At 59.6% G+C, this 20,126-nt stretch carries 9 protein-coding genes and 3 pseudogenes; 5 read left to right on the forward strand and 7 right to left on the reverse strand.

The annotated features are described in order from the left end of the window. Positions 1–2 precede the first annotated feature (2 nt). Positions 3–875: a 3-methyl-2-oxobutanoate hydroxymethyltransferase gene (gene panB / locus IVA93_RS30580; RefSeq protein WP_247363773.1), complete on the reverse strand. Its 873-nt coding sequence runs from the start codon at positions 873–875 to the stop codon at positions 3–5. Between the two features lie 2,356 nt (positions 876–3,231). Between panB and IVA93_RS30585 the strand changes: the two genes are divergently transcribed. From IVA93_RS30585 to IVA93_RS30595, 3 genes and pseudogenes are all read left to right on the forward strand, one after another. Continuing rightward, positions 3,232–3,558 carry a Dabb family protein gene (locus IVA93_RS30585; RefSeq protein WP_247363774.1) on the forward strand — a complete coding sequence of 109 codons (327 nt, stop codon included), beginning with the start codon at positions 3,232–3,234 and terminating at the stop codon, positions 3,556–3,558. A gap of 97 nt (positions 3,559–3,655) precedes the next feature. Continuing rightward, a pseudogene (gene pabB, locus IVA93_RS30590) lies at positions 3,656–5,046 on the forward strand (aminodeoxychorismate synthase component I). Further along, the gene (locus IVA93_RS30595; protein ID WP_247789316.1) at positions 5,043–5,621 is read left to right on the forward strand and encodes an anthranilate synthase component II; all 579 of its coding nucleotides are present in this window, start codon (positions 5,043–5,045) and stop codon (positions 5,619–5,621) included. The pseudogene pabB and the gene IVA93_RS30595 overlap by 4 nt, the downstream one beginning before the upstream one ends. Positions 5,622–5,961: 340 nt before the next feature. Here the strand turns inward: IVA93_RS30595 and xopAD are convergent, their stop codons facing one another. Beyond that, positions 5,962–14,367, reverse strand: coding sequence for a XopAD/skwp family type III secretion system effector (gene xopAD, locus IVA93_RS30600; protein WP_346771675.1), 8,406 nt, complete (start codon positions 14,365–14,367; stop codon positions 5,962–5,964). A 758-nt stretch (positions 14,368–15,125) separates the two neighbouring features. Further along, positions 15,126–15,304 (reverse strand): annotated as a pseudogene (locus IVA93_RS30605) (DDE-type integrase/transposase/recombinase); the annotation flags it as partial. A gap of 130 nt (positions 15,305–15,434) precedes the next feature. Between IVA93_RS30605 and IVA93_RS30610 the strand changes: the two are divergent. Then, a pseudogene (locus tag IVA93_RS30610) lies at positions 15,435–15,836 on the forward strand (IS21 family transposase); the annotation flags it as partial. 408 nt (positions 15,837–16,244) lie between these two features. Here IVA93_RS30610 and IVA93_RS30620 read toward each other — a convergent pair. Then, complete coding sequence (locus IVA93_RS30620) at positions 16,245–16,706, reverse strand: hypothetical protein (protein WP_345946784.1); 462 nt, start codon at positions 16,704–16,706, stop codon at positions 16,245–16,247. A 954-nt stretch (positions 16,707–17,660) separates the two neighbouring features. Between IVA93_RS30620 and IVA93_RS30625 the strand changes: the two genes are divergently transcribed. Continuing rightward, a complete protein-coding gene (locus tag IVA93_RS30625; protein WP_247363776.1) occupies positions 17,661–18,653 on the forward strand; it encodes a hypothetical protein in 993 nt (330 codons plus the stop codon). Positions 18,654–18,931: 278 nt separating this feature from the next. Here the strand turns inward: IVA93_RS30625 and IVA93_RS30630 are convergent, their stop codons facing one another. The 3 genes from IVA93_RS30630 to IVA93_RS30640 all read right to left on the reverse strand — a co-directional run bounded on the left by IVA93_RS30630 (position 18,932) and on the right by IVA93_RS30640 (position 20,055). Beyond that, a complete protein-coding gene (locus IVA93_RS30630) occupies positions 18,932–19,252 on the reverse strand; it encodes a hypothetical protein (RefSeq protein WP_157643128.1) in 321 nt (106 codons plus the stop codon). A 126-nt stretch (positions 19,253–19,378) separates the two neighbouring features. Next, positions 19,379–19,639 (reverse strand): hypothetical protein, encoded by a 261-nt coding sequence (locus IVA93_RS30635; RefSeq protein WP_245288554.1) that lies wholly within the window; start codon positions 19,637–19,639, stop codon positions 19,379–19,381. Positions 19,640–19,704: 65 nt separating this feature from the next. Beyond that, on the reverse strand, positions 19,705–20,055 hold the full coding sequence (locus IVA93_RS30640; protein ID WP_245288556.1) for a Fic family protein: 351 nt from the start codon (positions 20,053–20,055) through the stop codon (positions 19,705–19,707). Between the last annotated feature and the right edge of the window lie 71 nt (positions 20,056–20,126).

Here is a 20,126-nt window from a genome sequence, read left to right on the forward strand (position 1 = left end):
CATCAGGTTGTCTTAGGAGGAGCCCAGTTTGCGATGATGTTACCCAGGCTTTCAGGAAGCCGATAGGACTCTTGCGGCGCCGGGAACGCTCCACTGCGGACATCGGTAGCCCAGCGCGACAGCGCCTCCTGCAACAGCTGAAAACCATCTGCATAGGCCCGAACGAATTTGGCCCGACGACCTTCGGTCAGCCCCAGCACGTCATGGAATACGAGCACTTGGCCCGAGCACCCGGGACCCGCGCCTATTCCAATAGTTGGTATCGACAGCGATTCGGTCGCTCGCTGGGCGAGCTCGGCCGGAATGCCTTCAAGCACCAACGCGAAGCATCCGGCCTCCTGCAGACGGTGAGCGTCATCAAGCAGCCGCAAAGCGTCATCGGCTTTCCGGCCCTGCACCTTGAATCCGCCCATGATATTGACGCTCTGCGGGGTGAGGCCGAGATGGCCCATGACGGGAATTTCGCAATCGACCAGGGCGCGCACCATTTCCACGCGCTTGGCCCCGCCCTCGAGTTTCACTGCATCTGCACCTCGCTGCAGGAATCCTCCGGCGTTGCGTATCGTCTCCTCCGGACTGAGGTGAAAGCTAAGAAACGGCATATCGGCCACGAGCAGGGCACGGGGCCTTGTGCGCGCAACAGCCTCGAGATGATGATTCATCATCGCCACGCTGACAGGCAACGTGTTGTCGAATCCGAGGCAGACATTGCCAACACTGTCGCCGACAAGAATGATGTCGACGATGGGGTCAGCGATGCCTGCAGTAACCGCATCGTAGGCGGTGGTCATGGCGACACGCCGCCGCTCCTGCTTCCACCGCTGCAGGATTGGAATCGTGATCCGCTCAACTGATACTTCCGAAGCGTGGCTCATTTTCGATCCGTTCCGTCAGATGGCCTCAGGTCGATTTCGCAGCTCTAAGCGATACAATTTAATCTCACCTGTCTCGCCTACGATTTTGAAGCCACCGCCCTCCCGAAGTCCCCGCGTCACCGAATATGCTAGGCGAACGGTAATCCGATTCTTGCGACCGAAGCAGTTGAGTATTGCGCGCATCCCGGGGGACCACCCTTTTTCTATGGCGGACGAGTGAAAACTCGTCAACCATGAAAGGGAAACATACGCCTCCAAAGTAGCAGGCGCGTGCATAAAAACTCCAATGGTCGCGCGACCATCAAGCAAGAACTCCCAGATTCAAATTGTCATTTGGAAGCGCGTTGCGTCACGCTGGGCCTCAGGGCGCGCCGATGTGATCATTCTGGCAATTTGCCTGCGGCGTTGTCTTAACCGCATCTCTTGCATGTCGGACTGGCTGGCTCTGCCCAGGGAGGCAATACTCTACCGGAGCGAGTTCTTTTCTGAGCCTCATCAAGTTCAACTGCAGCCAGAGGATTTGTTGCCGCTCACACCTGCGGCATACTTCCCCATACAGAGCTGATAGAAATTGCGTACCATGCCCTGCTCCAATCCCTTCCCCGGGATACTTGGCACTTTCCAGCTCCCGAAACAGGCCTCGCGCTCACCCTCTGTTGTAGCGGCATATCGCGATCGATTAGTTCGATGAACCCCTGCCTGTCGGCCGAAAATTGCGTTGCGCGTATTCCGCGGTGAAATCCTTCAAACGAGCTCGGAGTGACCGCCGCGCCTTCGTCAAATGCAAGCATGGGAGTGCTTTCCAGCGCAGCAGATCGTGAAAGCTATGCAGACGCGCGTCTGCCGCCGCTAATTCGATGGCGTGTGGATAACCCGACCGTACAGACGTGTCAGGCGAGCCGCTTAGAGGCGTCGCTGACCTGAGGCGCCGGTGCGCTTGCCGTCGGCTTGCTGCTCAATTCGCAGCAGCCGTGGCAACCCAAGCGTCAGGCCATCGAAGACTCGACAGTTTGACACGGCCAGCCAAGTCATGCGATGCAAAAAGGGCTAAGCGGGGTTAAGGCGCAGTAGTGCGATCGCAATCTAAGCGGCGGCCGCCATTGCGAGGTCAGCAGCTTCTGCTGCACACGTTCAAAGGCCACTACTATTCGTCGAAGACACGATTTCGTAACAACACCCCGCATTTCCCTTGTGCGTCTTTTCGTGGCGTCTTGTACTGGTTGTCAGCGCGATCGTTCTACCCGCCGCGCCAATGCGTATGTCGGGTCGATACCGCAATAGGCGTCCGTCCCCGAACGAGAACTGGCAATTGCCAGGATCCCCCAGATACGTCCTTGCAGACAAGAGCGTCCTGCCAAGCGGGTCGCAGGACGTACGCCCGAAGGCGAGACAAAGCCAAGTGGCATGGGAAGTGCTAGCAGCGACAAACAGCAGATAGCGCATGTCTTGCCTCCGCTAGGCTTTGCTTAAGGATAGACCATCGAATTACTTGTATTGATGTCAAGCAAATGGCAGCCGCGCTTCCCTGGGCAATCGCATCCACCGATGTACCAGCGCGTTGGGCTCTCACGCGCATGCCAGCAACGCGGTCCAAGTGAAGGCCGTCTAGGAGTGCTCGATCAGAACCGCGGCACCTCGGGCCGCCATTTTTCCCAAAACTTGGCGAAGGCGGAGCAGCATTTCAGCGACTTTCCGGAAGGCAGCGCAGCCTTCCGGCGCGATGCAGCTGCGCGTTGGAAGCGCCTCCAGGCAAGCGTGTGCACCAGGTACTACCCTTCTTCGTTACTTCGCGACGAGCAGCGCCGAAACGATAAGCTCCTCCCAGGCGATATGTATGGCTAAGACTATCGCCACGTTCCGCGATTGAAAGTCGTTTCACGATCATCTCTCTGCGGTGATCAGCCGAAGAGCGGAATCAACCTTGAAGTCACGCGTCGATGTCATCGCTTCAGGGGCTGGCGGCGGCCTTGCCCCTTCTGTTTGGTGACCCAGCCTGTATTCAACGAAGCAGCGCATTTTGCTGCAGTTCTTATGCGCCGATCCTGCAAGTGAGACCGTTTCATGCACGAGATCCGCGCGAAGCTAATGACCGTCGACGGAAGCATCTACTGAAGTTGTCCTAGCGACTATGATCAGGCGGTTCCTTACTTCGATGCAGAATTTCGTCTCAGAGATTGTCTACCTTGTGTAATAGCGGAGGAAGAACAGCGAGCTAAACACCCGCCACCGCGATGGTGCAGGGCGCCTGCCGTGCAGTGGCATCTGAACGGCTGCCCGAGGCTTGCAGACTTTGCGATGAGGCATCTGTCGCTTTGGGCGAAGTCAAACCGCAGTTCGCGATTACCGACGGTCATCTATGATTCGACACATCGTATTCTTCACCGCAAAAGATAAGGCGCATGTCGACAAAATAGTCGACGGCCTTTCCGTACTCGCCAAAATCCCGCACGCGCGCCGGCTTGAGGTCGCTCGCAACCGCAAGAGTGACCGGCCTGGCAACGAAATTGACGTGATCGTCTACGGTGAATTCGACGATGAAGTCGAACTCGTAGCCTATAAGGCGCACGAGCTTCACCAGGAGTCGATCCGGCAGGTAAGACCGCTCCGAGAGCTACGTCTCGCGGCCGATTACAGCATGTCAACAGATGCGGAGCCATTTGGCAGGCCCTACCCGCGGGCGTAATTAACCTGGCAGGCAAGTAGGGGTTTTTGAGTGCCCATGAAGCACGCCTTCGCCGGACGGGATTACAATCGGCCATGTATCGCTGAGCGACAGACTAATGCATGTATTGGAACTGCAGTGGATTGAGCCCGTCACAGCCATGCGACGCCTCGCGCATCGGAGGCACCTCACGTTCCTGGATAGCGCATCGAGACACGCGGTGCTCGGCAGTACTCGTATGTGACGTGCGATCCCTTCAGCACTTACATCATCGCGGACGGGAGAGGTATTTGCAACGGAGGGTCCATTGTGGGCGATCCGTGGGCGGCACTTCGCGCTCTGCTAGCCAACTATCCGCAAATACATCGCGCCGATCTCCGGGCATTCCAGGGCGGCGCCGCCGGCTTTTTTGGATACGAGCTGAACAGGACGCTGGAGCGATTGCCGGTGCCGACCATCGGGGGCATCGCTTGCCTCAGGCACTCCTACATCTTTACGACGTCGTGATAAGCTTCGATCATCGCCATGATAGATGCTGGATCCTTTCTACCGGGTGGCCGGAGCAGGATCCAGTTCGCCGGCGTGAGAGAGCTCGCCAAAGAGCCGAAGGATTTGCTGGGCTGCTTACAGTCTCAGCCCCTCCTCCTGATTTTAAACCAGGCGAGGCCGGCTCATGGCATTCAAACTTCAGTCGCCAGGGATACATCGCGGCGGTACAGCGCGTGATTGATCTCATTCTGTCGGGTGACGCCTTCCAGGTCAACATTGCGCAGCGCTTCAGCGCTCGCCTGGCGAACTCGTTCGATCCGATAGCCTTCTATTGTCAGCTGCGGAAAATGAATCCGGCTCCCTTTGCCGCCCTTCTTCGGTATGGCAAGCTCACCATTGCATCGAGCTCGCCCGAGCGTTTCCTAAAGTTTGACGGGCGACAGGTCGAAACGCGACCTATCAAGGGGACGGTGGCGCGTTCTGCTGATTGCGAGGAAGGCCGGCGTCGCGCTGAGACGCTGGTACATTCGGAGAAAGACCGCGCCGAGAACACCATGATCCTCGACCTCCTGCGCAATGATCTCTCGCGCGTTTGCACGCCGGAATCAGTCCACGTCCCGTCCTTATGCAATCTCGAGTCCTATGCCTCACTGCACCATCTCGTGTCCGTCGTTACGGGTGAGCTAGCACACGGAGAGGATGCCGTAGGCCTACTTAGGGCCTGCTTTCCCGGCGGCTCTGTTACCGGAGCTCCCAAGGTACGCTCGATGGAAATTATTTTGGATATCGAGCGTGTGGCGCGAGAGGTGTATTGCGGGGCCATAGGCTACATTGGATTCAATGGACATATGGATGTAAATATTGCCATTCGCACCGTAACGATCGGCGACGGCCAGGCCGTCTTCCATGCAGGCCGGGATAACAGCAATGTCCGATCCGGCCGCCGAATATGAGGAGAGCCTTGCAAAGGCAGAGCGCATTTTTCACGCATTCATTGCTGAAGACGCCGGTGCATCTTGATTGTCATTATCGACAACTACGACTCTTTCGTCTTCAACATTGCGCGATATTTTCGCAAGCTTGGTGCAGCAACACGTGTCGTCCGGAACGACGCGATGGACGTGAGCGAACTTGCTGACCTCAGGCCCCGCGCGGTTGTCATCTCCCCCGGTCCGTGCACTCCAATTGAGGCTGGAATATCGATAGCCGTCGTTCGTGAACTTTCGGGTCAGGTGCCAATTCTCGGGATTTGTCTCGGACACCAGTGCATTGGGACGGTGTTCGGCGCACGCGTAACGCGCACCCGTCGTCCTATGCACGGTCGGTCCTCGTATGTCACACATGAAGGCGGCGGGCTTTTCAAAGAACTACCGTCTCCACTTCGTGTGGGGCGCTACCATTCGCTTATCGTCGAATTGGATCCTTCATCTGCCCGTCACCTGACGGTGACAGCACGCTCGGATGATGCGGAACTCATGGCCCTTGCCCATCGCGATCAACCAACATATGGCGTGCAGTTCCATCCAGAGTCGATACTCACCCCACAAGGGGACGTACTGTTCGCAAACTTCCTACGACTTGCAGAGCTTCCTTAAGGCGGCCGGAGAGGACTGGTGCAGCCATAGCGTTCGTTTCGGCTGTCGGACATCGAGCCGCGGTTCGTTTGAGGCGTCTGTGGCCGGCTCGGCGCCGAGGTTCGGAACTTTCCATTTGAATGTCGAAGGGTCCATCGGCGACATGGGGCCACCGGTAGCCTTAAAGACGGCCTCGGCCATGGGGACTTTTGGGGTCGTGGAGGCCGAGGCCGCTGGAGGCGCTTGAACCTTAGAAGGGCCAAGCGAGCGCGAGCTTACTCACAGGCAAAATGGCTGTTCTGTTCGCTTCCGCACATCGGCGATACCATTCCGGTCAAGAACCGCACGGGGGAGCTGCGGCTCACCCTGGTTTTGCGCGGTGTGAACAAGTCGCCGCGATAATCTCTCTTGCCTCCGTTGACCTGGCGATCTCGGGCATTCTTGATTCATCGAAAGCTCGCAATCCAAATGCCGCAGCGGCACCGTCCTTACGATCTCCTTCGGCTCCCCAGTGGGGTATGCCCAGGGCGCCGTCGGGGATCGCAATCCCTGTGCAAACCTCTCTCGTCCGCTGCACCAGTTTCTCGGCCTCAGCTTGCTCCAAAGCATCCTCCCTTGATTGCCGCCGCAGCCTGCCGAGAATTTTATAGCTGTCGTGATTGGCAAGCTTGGCTTGATAGCTGCCTGGCGTGTGGAACTCCACTTCGAAGCGATAAGAGTCCGCCGTGGTGAGCACTGTCTTGATGCCGACGAAAGTCGGACTGCGCATTCTGAACCAGTTGGTTGTCTGGCGTTCGGTGTAGTCCCGCTCCTCGAAGGCCAGCATGGCTTTCTTGAAGGCACGTGTAAAATCCTTGTCAGGAATTTCTAAGACGTGGCGTACCGCGTTGCTGAAGAGCTGTGGGGCGCTGCTGGGTGGGATGCTCATGCCGGTGAGCTGATCTGTCATGGAGGCATGCGATTTCAAGCGGCGCTCCAGATGGGGCATCTTCACCTCGATGCCGGCTTGCGCAAGGATTCCGGCAACCTCGCGTGCCGCTGCGGTGATTTTCCTCTCTTCGGCTATAGCTCGGCCAGCCTCATTTTGGGCGCGTTCTGAGGCCTGCTCGCGGGTCAGCGTGATCATGTCAGCATCGTCGGCGGCTGGCCGGAGGCCGGACGGTTTGCGCAAAATGCCCTGCTCCGCAGCGAGTTTTATCGAGGTCTCCATGATTGAAGCCGCCAGAGTGGGATTGTCCCTCAGATCCTCCAAGGTCGCATCGACATCAAACCTTCCGCGGGCGAGGGTCGCCGCCACGCCCTTGACGTAGGGCACGGACTTCAGGCCCGGCGTCTCGTAGAGGAGCCGCTGAAGATGACTGCTCTTCTGGAAAAAGAGGTTGGCGCCAGTATCGGATTTATAGGCGTCGGTGCCGACCTTGATGCCGAGGCTCAGCAAGTTGTTTGCGCTTTTTACGAGGTCGTCCGCATTGTAACCATCCGGGCGGGGATCGATGCGAGGAGGATAGTGGTCGAGTAAAAGCTGGATGCGGTCTCGTGGCTGAGGCGTTGCCGGATAGGTCTCCGCCAGATCCGGGAAAAGGTTGCAGAGCCTTGCGCTGAGGCTCGGGTTTGCGGCGTTCGAGCTTTCGATTGTTTCGGGCAGGGGTTGCTCATTCGGCTTCACTGCCCATGCCGCTAGGTCGTCGACGAGCAACTCGGCCATTTCGCGAGCAACCAGATGTTTGGCGACCTCAATCTCGCTCCTCGCTCTCGCAAACGTGTTCTGGATATCTTGGCTACTCACCTCTTCCTGGCCCAACAGCTGACGGATCTCTCGCCTGAGCTCGTGGTGAACGCCCTCATAGGTGCCAAAGACAGCACGCTCGGCAAACCAGCGTTGTGCTTCATGGGATTGAGCCAGAAAGTTTCGCTGCAGGCAGCTATAGGTTCCCAGGACATCCTGCGTGGCGGCGAGGATCTGGCGGGCGCGACCGAACTGGTAATTGTCGCCCTCAAGCGCCGGGGTATGCGACTTTGGCGGCTTCAGCGACGGAAGTCCGAGAGCTTGCTCCTTGCGATCGAACTGGCGCACATGCTCATAAAGCTGCGGCCGGTCGCCGACGATGACGACGGTGTCCCCGTCGAAGTCTCCGTCAAGTTTTTTCTGTTCACCGATCGGGACGGCAACCAACGAGCCCGGAGCGAACACCTCGGTAGCCTGCAGGATGCCGACGCACTCGAGCGGCGTGTCCACCTTGGCGCGGTCCTTGCTCGAGGTCCAGCTCGAATGGCATTTGACGTCCTCGGCAGACAACACCAGCCCACGGTCGGCGTAGCCGGCCGGCCACATCTTATCCGGCACAACCATCAGAATGCCTTTGGCAAAAAAAGTCGGATCGTCGCCCGCCAGTTCCTTCCCCGACTTCTGCGCGACATTGAAGCTGTATTGGATGGCTGTGCAGTTTTCGAGGAACACAGCGGTCGGGTCCCCCTCAACGGCCGACTTGACTCGCTCGGCGGCAAACGGGCGCAGATTGGGCTTGTCGTAGGGCGAGCGCCCGATCAGCACGCCGCTCGCCCCCATCAACGTCTCGCTCTTGAGCGTCGGCACATGGAGACAGTCATCGCTGGACGGTACGGCAACCGCGCCGGGACCGTCGATGTGTCCGGCCGTCACGGTGCGAAACAACTCTTCAGACGTCAACTCTCGCCCTTGTCTGCTCTCGAGCCAGGTTTTGGCCTTCTCCCGCGCCTCATCGGTCACCGGCTCGCTTCGGGGATAGTGTTGCAGCGCCGATGCGGGAACGGACATTCTTCTTCCCTCAGCAAAGGCAGGCACCCGATCAGGACCTTCCTGTCGGCGGGCGCGATTTACAGCTGGCATACGGTTGGCCAGCGAGGCCTTGATAAAACCGCAACCATCATGCGGCCGCAAGGCGATCGGGCCTTCTGGCCCAGTCAGCTTGAAGGGATGCTCCTCGCTGGCAGGACGGTCCGGCAGCAGCGACAGTTTGAAGGCGCCCTCCAGCGCGTAGTCCCGAGGACCTAGGTCCTTGATTGCCGGCGGCGCGGCAAAACCCCTGCGCTGAGTGTAATAGTATGCCTCTTTGAAAGGGGCCCAGGCACGTGACAGCTGCTCGAACGCTGTGCCCGGCGCCGTTTCGGCATACGGAATCGCCAGCAGCTTTCCCCCGGAGGACTCTGCCCTCGCCACACCTGGAAGGCGGCCGGCGATCTGCGACACGGGCTTTTTGGGCGGCTTTAACTTGCTTCCGCCGAACAGGTCCATGCGGTATGGCACACCCTGGACGGTGATCGTACGCGCCAGCATGAACGCGCTCGGCTTTCCTGGCAGCTGGACCGCGACGACGGGCAAAACCCCCGAGGTCAGGCGATGAAAAATCGAATAGCGTGTCTCGGGCTCCGTGGCCACTGGCCGGCCCTGCATGTCCACCACTGACAACTGCATAAGTCCCGCGTCACCCTGCGGAGGTCTGGGCTCGTGGGCCATGGTTCGCAACACCTGATGGACGTCGAACACGGACGCTGGATGTTGGGCCTGGACCGTCGCCGCATTCTGCGCCAAGAACGTGTCCAGCGCATCGACCGGACTCTCCGCCGCGATCTCCGCCATCAGGTTCCAGCTCATGTTGGAAAGATCGCCTTCGACGAGGCCGCCCGTTTTGTCCAAAATCTCCTTAGTCTTGCGCTGCAGCTCTTCCTGCCTCACCCGCAAATCGGACTTCTTGCCTTCGACATAGGGCCGGCGGAACAATGCCGCGAAAACCGCACGGGCCTTGAGCGTTTGATAGATCGACAAGGCGGGGCAACGGCTCGAGTACGGCCCTCGGGCTCGCTCGGCATCGCTTGCTTTGAGATGCCCCTCGATCTTGTGCTCGACGATCGGTTGAATGTCGTTCAGCAAGTTTAAAGCCCGCCTCCGGTGCCAGCGCAGGTGCGGGCTGCGCGCCAGCGGCAGGAGAGCGACGCAGAGAGTACCCATGGTTTCGAGGTCGTTCTCAGCGGCAAAGCCAGGGGCACGATGCAGTTCCGTCAGCCGGTCTAACCCCGTGGGTGCGAGCAAACCGAGATCGTCAAACAATTGAGCCTTAGCCAGCGCTTTGAAAATCATGGCGATGTTCAGAACCTGGGTCTGCTCCAGGCGATCACTGGCATAGTGAAGGTAGTGGGCCATACCGTGCAGCCGATTCTTCAGCAGAGCGGTCTCTATGATCTCTCCAGTGCCCTCTCCCCTCGTGACACCTCGCCCGAGAGCATTGGCTATCATGCTGAGCTGAGTTGTGGTGAACGCTCCGAATCGGAGGTCTCCCGAGCCGAGTTTGCCCGCTATGTCGATTATCGCCCCATGGCACACCGCCTCTTCCGGCCACTTGCTAAAGCCGTTCACCAGGATCGCCAGTTCCCGCGGAGTAAAATCAGAGAGCCGGTTGTCACGGCGAGAGACCTCGTTGGCAATCGCGACTGTGGCTTGGCGAGCGTCCTGCTCTTGCAGCCACTTGCTGAAACCGTTCACCAGGTTCGCTAGACCCTGCGGAGTGAAATCAGACAGCCGGTCGGCGCGAAGGACCTCATGGGCGATTACAACGGTGGCCTGACGTGAGTTCTCCTCTTGTGGGTACTTGCTAAAGCCGTTCACCAGATTCGCCAGGTGCTGAGAGGTAAAATCGGAGAGCCGGTCGGCGCGGCGAAGCACCTCACCGGCGATCACAGCGGTGGCGTGACGTGAGTTCTCCTCTTGTGGCCACTTGCTGAAACCGTTCACCAGGTTCGCCAGACCCTGCGGATCAAACTCAGAAAGCCGGTCGGCGCGGCGACAGACCTCACCGGCGATCGCCAGCGTGGCTTCGCCACAGCCCGTCTCGTCAGGCCACTTGCTGAAACCGTTCACCAGGTTCGCCAAACCCTGCGGATCAAACCCAGATAGCCGGTCGGCGCGGCGACAGACCTCACCGGCGATCGCCAGCGTGGCGTCGCCACAGCCCGTCACATCAGGCCACTTGCTGAAACCGTTCACCAGGTTCGCCAGACCCTGCGGATCAAACCCAGACAGCCGGTCGGCGCGGCGACGGACCTCGTCGGCTATTTCAATTATAGCGCTGCAGCAGTCTGTCCTTTCCGGCCACCTGCTGAAGCCGTTCACCAAGCTCGACAAGTGCCGGGGAGTAAAACTGGAGAGCCGGTCCGCTCGGCCAGCGCGGCGACGAACCTCGTCGGCGATTGCAAGTATAGCGTCGTTGCACTTCGCCCCCTCGGGCCACCTGCTGAAGCCGTTCACGAGGTTCGACAAGTGCTGGGGAGTAAAATTGGAGAGCCGGTCGCCGCGGTGATGGACGACCTCGTCGGCGATTTGAACTATAGCGTCTCGGCAGTCCTGCGGCCACTTGCTGAAGCCGTTTACCAAGTTCGACAACGCCTGTGGATCAAAATCAGAGAGCCCGACATCGCGGCGGCCCGCGCGGTAACGGACCTCGGCGGCGATTTGAACTATAGCATCTCGACAGTCCTGCGGCCACTTGCTGAAGCCGTTCACCAGGTTGGCCAACGCCTGTGGATCAAAATCAGCGAGCCAGACATCGCGGCGACCCGCGCGGCGACGGACCTCGACGGCGATTGCCCTCATTGCACCGCGACACTCCGCCTCTTCCGGCCACTTGCTCAAACCGTTCACCACGGTAGCCAAGTTCTGCGGACCAAAGTCAGAGAGCCAGACATCGCGGCGGCCCGCGCGGTGACGGACCTCGCTGGCAATTGCCCTTATAGCACCGTGACACTCCGCGTCTTCCGGCCACTTGCTCAAACCGTTCACCACGATAGCCAGGCTCTGCGGACCAAAATCAGAGAGCCCGGGAGCGCGGCGGCGAATCTCAGCGGCAACTGCTATTGTGGCCTCACGAGAGTTCTCCTGTTCCGGGCACTTGCTGAAGCCGTTGACCAGCAGGGCGAGACTTTGAGCGTTGAGCTCCGAAAGTGCTCCGCGTTGCTCACGAAAAAATCTGGCGATTCGGATCATTCCATTGCGACATTCCGCCACCCCGGGATATCGACTGAACGACAATACGAATAGGGAAAGCGTTTTGCTTTCGACGTCGTATAGTGCATTGCCGAGGCTCGACACCTGAGCTGCCATGGCCCTGCAAGCTTCCACGCCTGCCTGACCTCCAGCCTCCCGGCTCATCGTGTTGCATGAGGTGGCGTACCCCCATGTATTCCGGGCGCGGATATCTTGTTCCCATCTTGGGACAAATTCGCGTTTGAACTCGGAAGCGGCCTTTTGCAGGAATGTTGCGTGGTCCGCTCGACCCTGCAGCTTCCTGTCATACTCCACCACAGCGCATGAGAATTTAGTGATGTCGCCAGCGAAGGAAATGTCATGTAAAGCGTTATTAAGTAGTTCCGAGTATCCACGCTTGAAGCTCTGTTCGGCTACATGGACGAAACGCCGCCTTCCCGGTCCTGCACCCGGGTCGGTCTCCGTTTGCCTGTGGGGTGGCACCGTGTCTGGTTGCCAGCTTCTGGATCCTTTATTGCCGAGCCAGGGTTTGCCATCAGAACCTAAAGAAGTTTCTTCTCGACCTGGCGCTCCACCCTCCGGCAATGGGGGAAAACCGCACCGTCGCGCAGTGGCTTCACGTGGCGCAGCACCCAGGATCCGATGTGCGCCAACGGAGGATCCGGAAGATCTGTCGCCAAGGGCATCATCGGCACCGCGCGCAATGCGAGCGAAGGACGTCCTTCTATCTTGAGGCCCAGAGTGCATCCGCTCGACGGAATCGAACGATTGGCTGCCTTCCCCAGGGGCAAGACTTGATTCCGCGTTCGCCGCCTTCGCCAGTCCCTGCGCCTCGGACAACTTCATCTTGAGCCGGACTGTTTTCTCGTGCACTTCGTGCACATGCGCAGGCGTGAGCAGGCCGCGTCGACCAGGCTCTTCCAGCGGGTCCAGACAGGCCTGCATCTCGGCGGGCTGCGTCTGCAGGCGCTCGACCACGATGCCCACTACGTGATCGGCGTCCTCGGGCTTCATCTGGCGCGCTTGCGAGACGGTCCTTTGCTGACCAGCCAGATCGAACTGCAATAGTTCGTCCGACCGCTTGACCAGTGGCGCCAACGCCTCCGTCGATGCCGGGGCCTGCCAGACCGCCGAGTGTGCCGCCGCCGACGACGCACTCGCATGCGCCTCCTTGGCGCTCACAAGCTTCTTCGTACCTAGATCCGAGCGCACGAGAACCTTGTCCGCTGGCGCGGTGTCGCTGTCGCCCGCGGCGACTTGCGGCTCGGGCCGCCCGGCCGAACTCGCGGCATCAGCAGCCGGCTTGCGGTTGCCTTTCCCCTCCCTGCGCGCAGCGGTGCCTTTGGCCGCCGCTGCCTTGCCGGCAGTGTCGGCCGGTACCGTAGCGCCAGCGTCGGCCGGGGATGCAATGATGGCTGACGTTTTCAGCTGCAGTGCCAGGAAGTGCATGACCTCGTGCGCAGTGATCCGTGCGTCGTCTACGATCTGGCCCAACAGTTCGAATGGGAGGCTGGCACCTGTTCGGTTATCGCTTAGCTTGGCAAGGATGTCGTCGTGCAACGCCAACGCAAATTCCGAAAGCCGTTCCATGACTCCTTCCAGAACGGTGCAGTGCTCTGCGTCGAGTGCCGCTCCGTCGTTGTGCAGAACGGCTTCCTCCGTCGAGAGGAATGCCGGATAAACATCCTGGACAAAGGTCCCGAGCAGATGCACCCCCCCGTTCTCACCCATGAGGGCGTCCCTCACGGCCGGTTCAAACGTGCTCGCCTGAGACTCAATCATAAGCTGCGTGAGCGCAATCCGCGATTGCAGACGCATGTACCGCGCATGAAGTACCAAGCCGGTATTCAGGCGTAGTGCGGCCTCTTCGGGCTTCCGCATCTCGGGCGTCGTGCTTGGCAAGTTGGCGGTGGCCTCGCAGACGGACACCATCCGTTCCGAGCGCAACAGCTTCTTTCCCCACCACTCCACGCAAGCCGCGTGCTCCTTCGCCACACTGGAAGCCACTCGGCTCAGCTGGTCGGGGGTAGCGTTGGATTCGAAAATCCGCTGCAACAGGTCTGCCGAATTCTTTCTGCGGTCTTGCAAGGCGGCGATAGTCGATGAGGCCAGTGCGTTGCATTGGTGGGCCGCATCGAGCACGGCATAGCGGTATCGACGGACCTCAGCGTCCGACAGAATGCTCCGCGCCACGGCCGGGCGCAGCCTCGCGTAGTACTCCAGAACTGCCGAACCTGCTTTGATGAACCGATCGCTCAGCTCTTGCGCCTCCTCCGAGTTCTGGGCGTGCATGGCCGCATTACGGCAAGCGTCAAGTTCCTCAACCAGGCGATCCATGTGCCGCCTTGTTGCGTTGATTTCTTCCTCTGACGAGGAAATGGAGACTGCCACACCCGAAGTTGGCGGCTGGCTGGTGACCGGCGTCGTGTCTCCACCCTCCGACACTGAGGGAAAGCCGCGCCGCCGTGCAGTGGCTGCACGTGGCGCAGCGGCTGCCCGTGCCGCAGCGCCTAGGATTCGATCTGGGCCAACGGAGGGACCGGAAGACCTGTCGCCAAGGGCATCGTCGGCACCGCGCGCCATGCTAGCGGAGGGCGTCCCTCTATCTTGGGGCCCAGAGCGCATCCGCTCCACGACGGAATCGAACGATTGACTGCCTTCCCCAGGGGCTAGGCTTGAGTGCGAGCGTGAACTGCTCGATCCGGCTCCAGCATCCCCAATGCGCGATCTGCCAGATCGGCCAATGCCCGTCATATTCCATCTCTGATAAAAGGGGAGAATCGCTGCTTATGATGTTGCGGGCTGATGTCGCTCAACCATGGTGCATCAAGGCTTTGGCCCATAAGTGCAATCGCCCAGATGGCGCATGGCATGAGGTCTGAGGAACCTGCGGCATGTTTTCGTCAACCGTCATGGTCAGCCCGGACCCGAGACGGCGCGGCCTACTCCTGGCCAAAGTACACGCCAGCAGCCCAAGATCGGCCGAGACTGGCACGCGATCGCATCACGCCGCACTCGCTATCCTCAGTTTTTCAGAGACAGAGTGGAGGTTTGATTGCGCGCTGCCATTCACCGGGACCGTTCTTCGTCCACCCACGCGAAGATGAATTGTCGGTAGAACCACTCCGGCCAAATGCATCCGGGCAAACATGTTCGCGAATCTTTGGCTTCCTACATCCGTTTGCCCGGTGGCTCCCGACTGATTCGCTTCGTCAGCTTCGCCGCTGTAGAGGACATCGAACGAGGCACCAATTCGACCATACATGATGATTCGCAGCTCCTGCGTTTGCATTGGGTTCAGGCTGATGAGGCGCGGCAGGCCTAGATACACCGCCTGGCTGACGATTGGCTGACGAAGGCGTTCTCCCGGACCGATAAAGAAAATCCGAGACCTGGCTCAAGCGTTAATGAATCGGGCTGCGGCCTACACCGGCCGGCGAAGGCCGCAGGTCAGGCCGCCTGGGCCTGCGATCAGGCGCTGTCACCTTATCTAAGGAGCGGGAGCTGGCTTGGACGAAGAGATTACGGAAGGTTGAGAATATCGAGACGAAGCGCTGCAGGCTTCCCCGGCGAACGGAAGCCCTGCATCGTCCGCTCCCGCTTTCGCAGCGGCACATGGCAATTCTCGGCCCTATTGTTGAAGCCCCTGTGCGCGGTGCTCGGCATCCGGCATGACCTGCCGTTTCGTCGCTCAATAGGACCGCAGTGTGATTTTTCATGGAATAAGGACCCTGCTTGAGGGGTCGTTTTCATCCAAACGGGCCCCCCTTAACGCAAGGGCGTGACACTGCTTCCGGTTTCATCGGAGGCATTTGTTTTGGATGTTGGTTGTGAAGCCGATTGCAAAGATGCGCCGGCTTTCGCTGGTTCAAATCGATCAAGCAGATCTGCCGGGAATTGAAGGTCTCTCGGGAGGTGGTCCGCAAGGTCCCTGCGTTCGGGGCAAACGGAGTTCCGCTACGTGCGCAAGCATCAGCCGTTGCCTCGGCTGGGTGCATGGCGCGATGAGCTTGAGCGGCTTTTGGCGACCAATGCGACGAAGCCGTCGCCGGAACGGCTGACGCTGATCCGGATTTCTATCTTGTCGAGCCGGTGGCCTGCACGCCGGCGTCGGGCTGGGAGAAGGGCCAGGTCGAGAACCAGGTCGGGCTGTGCGCGAGCGCTTCTTCACGCCGAGGCTCCGCTTCAAAAACCTGGAGGAACTCAACGCCTCGCTGCTCGACCATGCATCGCTGTGCGGGAAGGCCTCGCGAAGCCTGAACTTGTCCAGCGCGCGCAGCGACGACAGCCGGAGGATCGATTGATGACACTCGTTCGCCGGCATTGCCATTTCCGATCCGGACCTCAGTCTGCGGGCGATCGCGGCACAGCTCGAGACAATGCGGGAGCGGACGCCGGGCGGCGGCTGGCAATGGGCGGCCTCGTCGGTCGAGCATCTGCTCGATCACGCGGGGCGTCTCGGTTTAACGGTGCACGAACCCGCTGACGGCTGAAAGCGGGCATCCGCCGCCGTTCTCCTGCCCTCCCGTTTCGTCCTGGTGTGACAAATAAGGAGAAATTCTACTCTCCCTCTGGCGTAACGTCGGAGCCTGCCCACAAGCGCGGAAGACCGGCGTTGTGATTCCTGATGTTCAAAGCCTTCCTTGCAGCGCGGGGAAGTTCTCTATCGCGTGCTTGACGGCGGCATCGCCTTGGAGACTGCTGACGTCGATCCGTCCCTCTTCCAAGAGAGCATCAAGGAACGACATCTCGCCGCGATCATGTTCGAACAAGGGCGCCAGTCGTTCTTGCCATTCGGCCAGCACGAGCTCGCGCCAGGCTTCCGGGCGGCCGTCCTTGTCGAACATGTCGCTCTTCACGACGGTTAGCAATTTTCCGCGGAGTTCGTTGGCGTCGTAGCTATATCCGTCCAGCGAGGCCGTCCGCCAGTTCAGGTCCCGTGTGGCCGCCCCGATCGCGAGCGTAGCGAGCTTGACCTGTTTCCAATCCAGCCCGCGGACGTGCAGCAGGCGCCATGCGTCGTAGAGATCGCGCAATGCGCAGCGCGCGGCCATCGCGACGCTTTGTCCGGCTGCGATCTCGCGCAGATCCACGACTGGGATTTTCTTCGCGGTGTAGCCGCCCAGAGGAACGGAATTCATTAGCGACGTCCCGAAGAACGGCGTGCGGTACATGTAGTTGACGTCGACCTCGATCGTGCCGGGCCGCCGATGGGCCGTCCCAGCCGTTGCCCAGCGGTGTGCACGGAAATCGGCGTTGCTCAGTCGCGAAAGAAGTCACTGACAGGCACGCCGCAGCGAGATCGACGGCCGGCCGCTAAGCGCATCCGCGACCTGGCCAGACGACCTTTTGGGGTATCCCGCTTTGAGGCGGCGCGCCATTGAGAGGTGGTGCCGCAAACGGGGCAGAGCGGTCCACGCGAAGCTGACGAGACGCGTGCCGTCCCCGGTCGCTGCATAGGAGGAAAAAGAGCGCGACCGCCTTCCGATGGCCGGAAATCATGAGGGTTCCCCCTGGTTCGACAGCTTTGAGCCGGAACGGCGCTCCGGTTACTCCGAAGGTGCGGAATTTGCACACGCTGGCACCGCGATCGCAAGTGTGCTTGCCACGATGGCGATGGCAAGAGTGGATTCCTGAAGCGTTTTCACGGGCATCCTCTCTCGGACTTGTGAATTCATTGACTTCGCCCACTCATGCGGCGAGGGGAGCGATCAGAAGCTCAACTGGGGCGATCACAAGGGATTGAGACAACGGAGCTACCTCACTTGGCCGAGGCTCCCAATGCTGGCGCCAATAAACGGAAGCCCCGGCTTGGCGCGCGCCGCTCCCTTCAGTCTCGGACGTCTGCGGAGTCCACTCCCTCAGGGGAGAGTAGGCCAAAATACAACCATAGTCGCAGTACAGAACAGAGAGCGGCGGCACAGAGCGCCGGCCGACTGCTGCGGCCCGACTGCGGCGGGGTTTCTCCTCCTTTACCCCGCCGCGCCCGAAATCAGATCTGCTGCAAACGGCATCCTCTTCTTTTCTCGCGCAATCAAGGAACAGAATTGACAGTTCAAATCGGCGTCAATGGCCACTCCATGTTCGCCTCCGGGGCGTACCGCCAGATCAATGACGAGGACGTCTTCAAGACGCTCGCCGCACATAAGCTCAAGCGATACCGCCTGACCATTCCTCTGGCGGCTGACACTGATCCATGGGCAGCGACGCGCTTCACCTCGATCGTGGGCCTTGCCGCCAACTATGGCGTCACTCTTGAACCTGTTCTGGCGCTTCCGCTAATGTGGGGCGACAAGACCGATGCCGGCAAGTATCCTGCCGGCGACGCTGCTGCGATCTACTCCCAGGGCTACAATCGGACCCTGGCGTTTGTTCGCCAGTTCGCATCTTCAGTCGGCGACTGGGAACTTGGTAACGAGATCAATCTGACCGTCCGTGATGCCAACGGCTCTCCGTTGTTCGGCAAGGGATGGACCTCTGCCGAGTTCGCTGCATATCCGTCGATGGTCGACTTCGCCAATCTCTTGCGGGGAATGTCGGACGCGATCGAGCAGGTACGCCGCGACACCGGCAGAAACCTTCGGCGCATCGTCGGCACCACATCGACGATGTTCGGCTACATCGACTTCATGAAGGCGAATGGCGTCAAGGTCGATGTGCTCGGCTATCACTATTACGAGCATGCCGGCGTGAACCCGACGAACTACTGGGGCGGAGTTCGTCCCAATTTCAACCTGTTCACAAAGCTGTCGAGCTACGGCGTTCCAGTCGCCATCAATGAGATGAATGGCGCCGAGATCTACGACTCAACGTTCGTCAACACCTCGACGTCGGCGTCGATGTCGGCCTGCAACTCAAACCTGGATGCGATGCTGGCGAGGTTCTCTCAGTATTCGTTCATCGAGTGGATTGATCTCTACGAGCTGATCGACGAGCCGGACAAGACTGGTCCCGATGGTCGGTTCGGGCTGATGTTCAATCTGTCGACCCCGAAGCCGCTCATGTCGACGGTTGACAAGTATACGGGTGGACCCCAATAGGCCGCACCAGCACCGACACCAGCTCCCGTATCGCCCTCCGGCGCCGACCTATCCGTGTCCTACCGATGCTCCTGCGTACGGGGCATCGGTCATTTCGTTTTCCTGTCGATCACCCTCATCGCTTCAGCAACCTCAATGACCGCAACCGCGCATCCGGCATCGGCCTGTTCAATGCCGGTCGCCAGCTTGGCTGGTCTCATGGGAGCAACCCTGCTCCACAGATCGATCGACGATACCCGACCTGTCGACTTGGAAGCTCGCGGTTCAGAGCGGAACGCTCATTGATCAACGCTCTTTGGCCTGTGAGCGACCAATCCGTCCTTCACGCGCTCCGCGAATGTCTCCCCAGACTTCGCTTGTTCAGCAAAGGCCACAATGCTTGCTTCCGTTTCGGCGATCTGGGTCTTCATCTGTTCGGGACGCGCGGACCATCCGCCGCCATGCGCCTGATGCCGGTCGATTTCTTCGACTGTCTGAGCCTGCACCTCATCGGATAGAACGTCAGGGGGCGGCAATGCGCAGAGCTTCTCGAACTCATCGCTTTCGCTCTGGAGCACGATCGACGAGTAGTCGGAAAATACGATGAGGGAATCGACCATCTCGTCGGTCTCGTCTAGGATCAAAACTCACGCACCCGGCGAGCCTTTGGATCATATTCTGTGGCGGCCGCCGACGAGGATTCTGATTCGACATCCAGGCTATGATCCAATGAAGATGATACAGGCTTAGCTCGCTGTTCCGGTGTCGTTCGAGAAGGCCGTTCGATAAAGCTCCTCAATCTTCGCGACTTCGTCTGGCGTTAATTGGGAGAATTCGTTGTCACGGGCGCGCTTTGAGAGTCGCCCTTCATTCTGTTGCAAGAAAAAGAGATTGTTGAGGGTGCGCTCCGGCAAGTCCATCATATTTTCGACGCCCGCTCGGAATGTATCGAAGCTCCGCAAGAACCGGATTTCCTTCGGAAGATCCTGTTCGATGGTCCTCTGCACGCATTCGTACAGAAACTCCGCGTGCGGCGTTGCATCGAAAAATCGGTAAACGTCAGCCCTATCATTCAGGACCTTGACGTTGCCCTGTGGAGTAGGCTGCCATTGGACGCATGGAAGCAATCTACTCGAAGCTTTCTAATACGTCCTTGTATTCGGCGGTTTTGTCTTAGGACGGCGGCTGAAAACCGGAAAGTGGATGCCGGCGGATTGAATCCGTCGTGCCAGGTGAGGCCATTGCCGTCCTCGAATGGATGGATGTAGACGAACCCGAAGGCCAGCACGGCGGCAGCCACGGCGGGGTCAAGCTTAATTGACGAGGCCTGGTCGAACGCGATCAATCCGTGGACGAGGGAGGCGATATCTTCGTGATGGCGCGCTGATATGGTCCGGAATGGGTCTCTGCGTCTCGTGGTCATGCTCACCGATGAAACCGCCTTCCTGCCGAAAGCCGAGCTTCACGAAACGCTCATCCACCGATGACAATGCG

This window comes from Bradyrhizobium sp. 155 (genome assembly GCF_023101105.1).
Classification (GTDB): domain Bacteria; phylum Pseudomonadota; class Alphaproteobacteria; order Rhizobiales; family Xanthobacteraceae; genus Bradyrhizobium; species Bradyrhizobium canariense_D.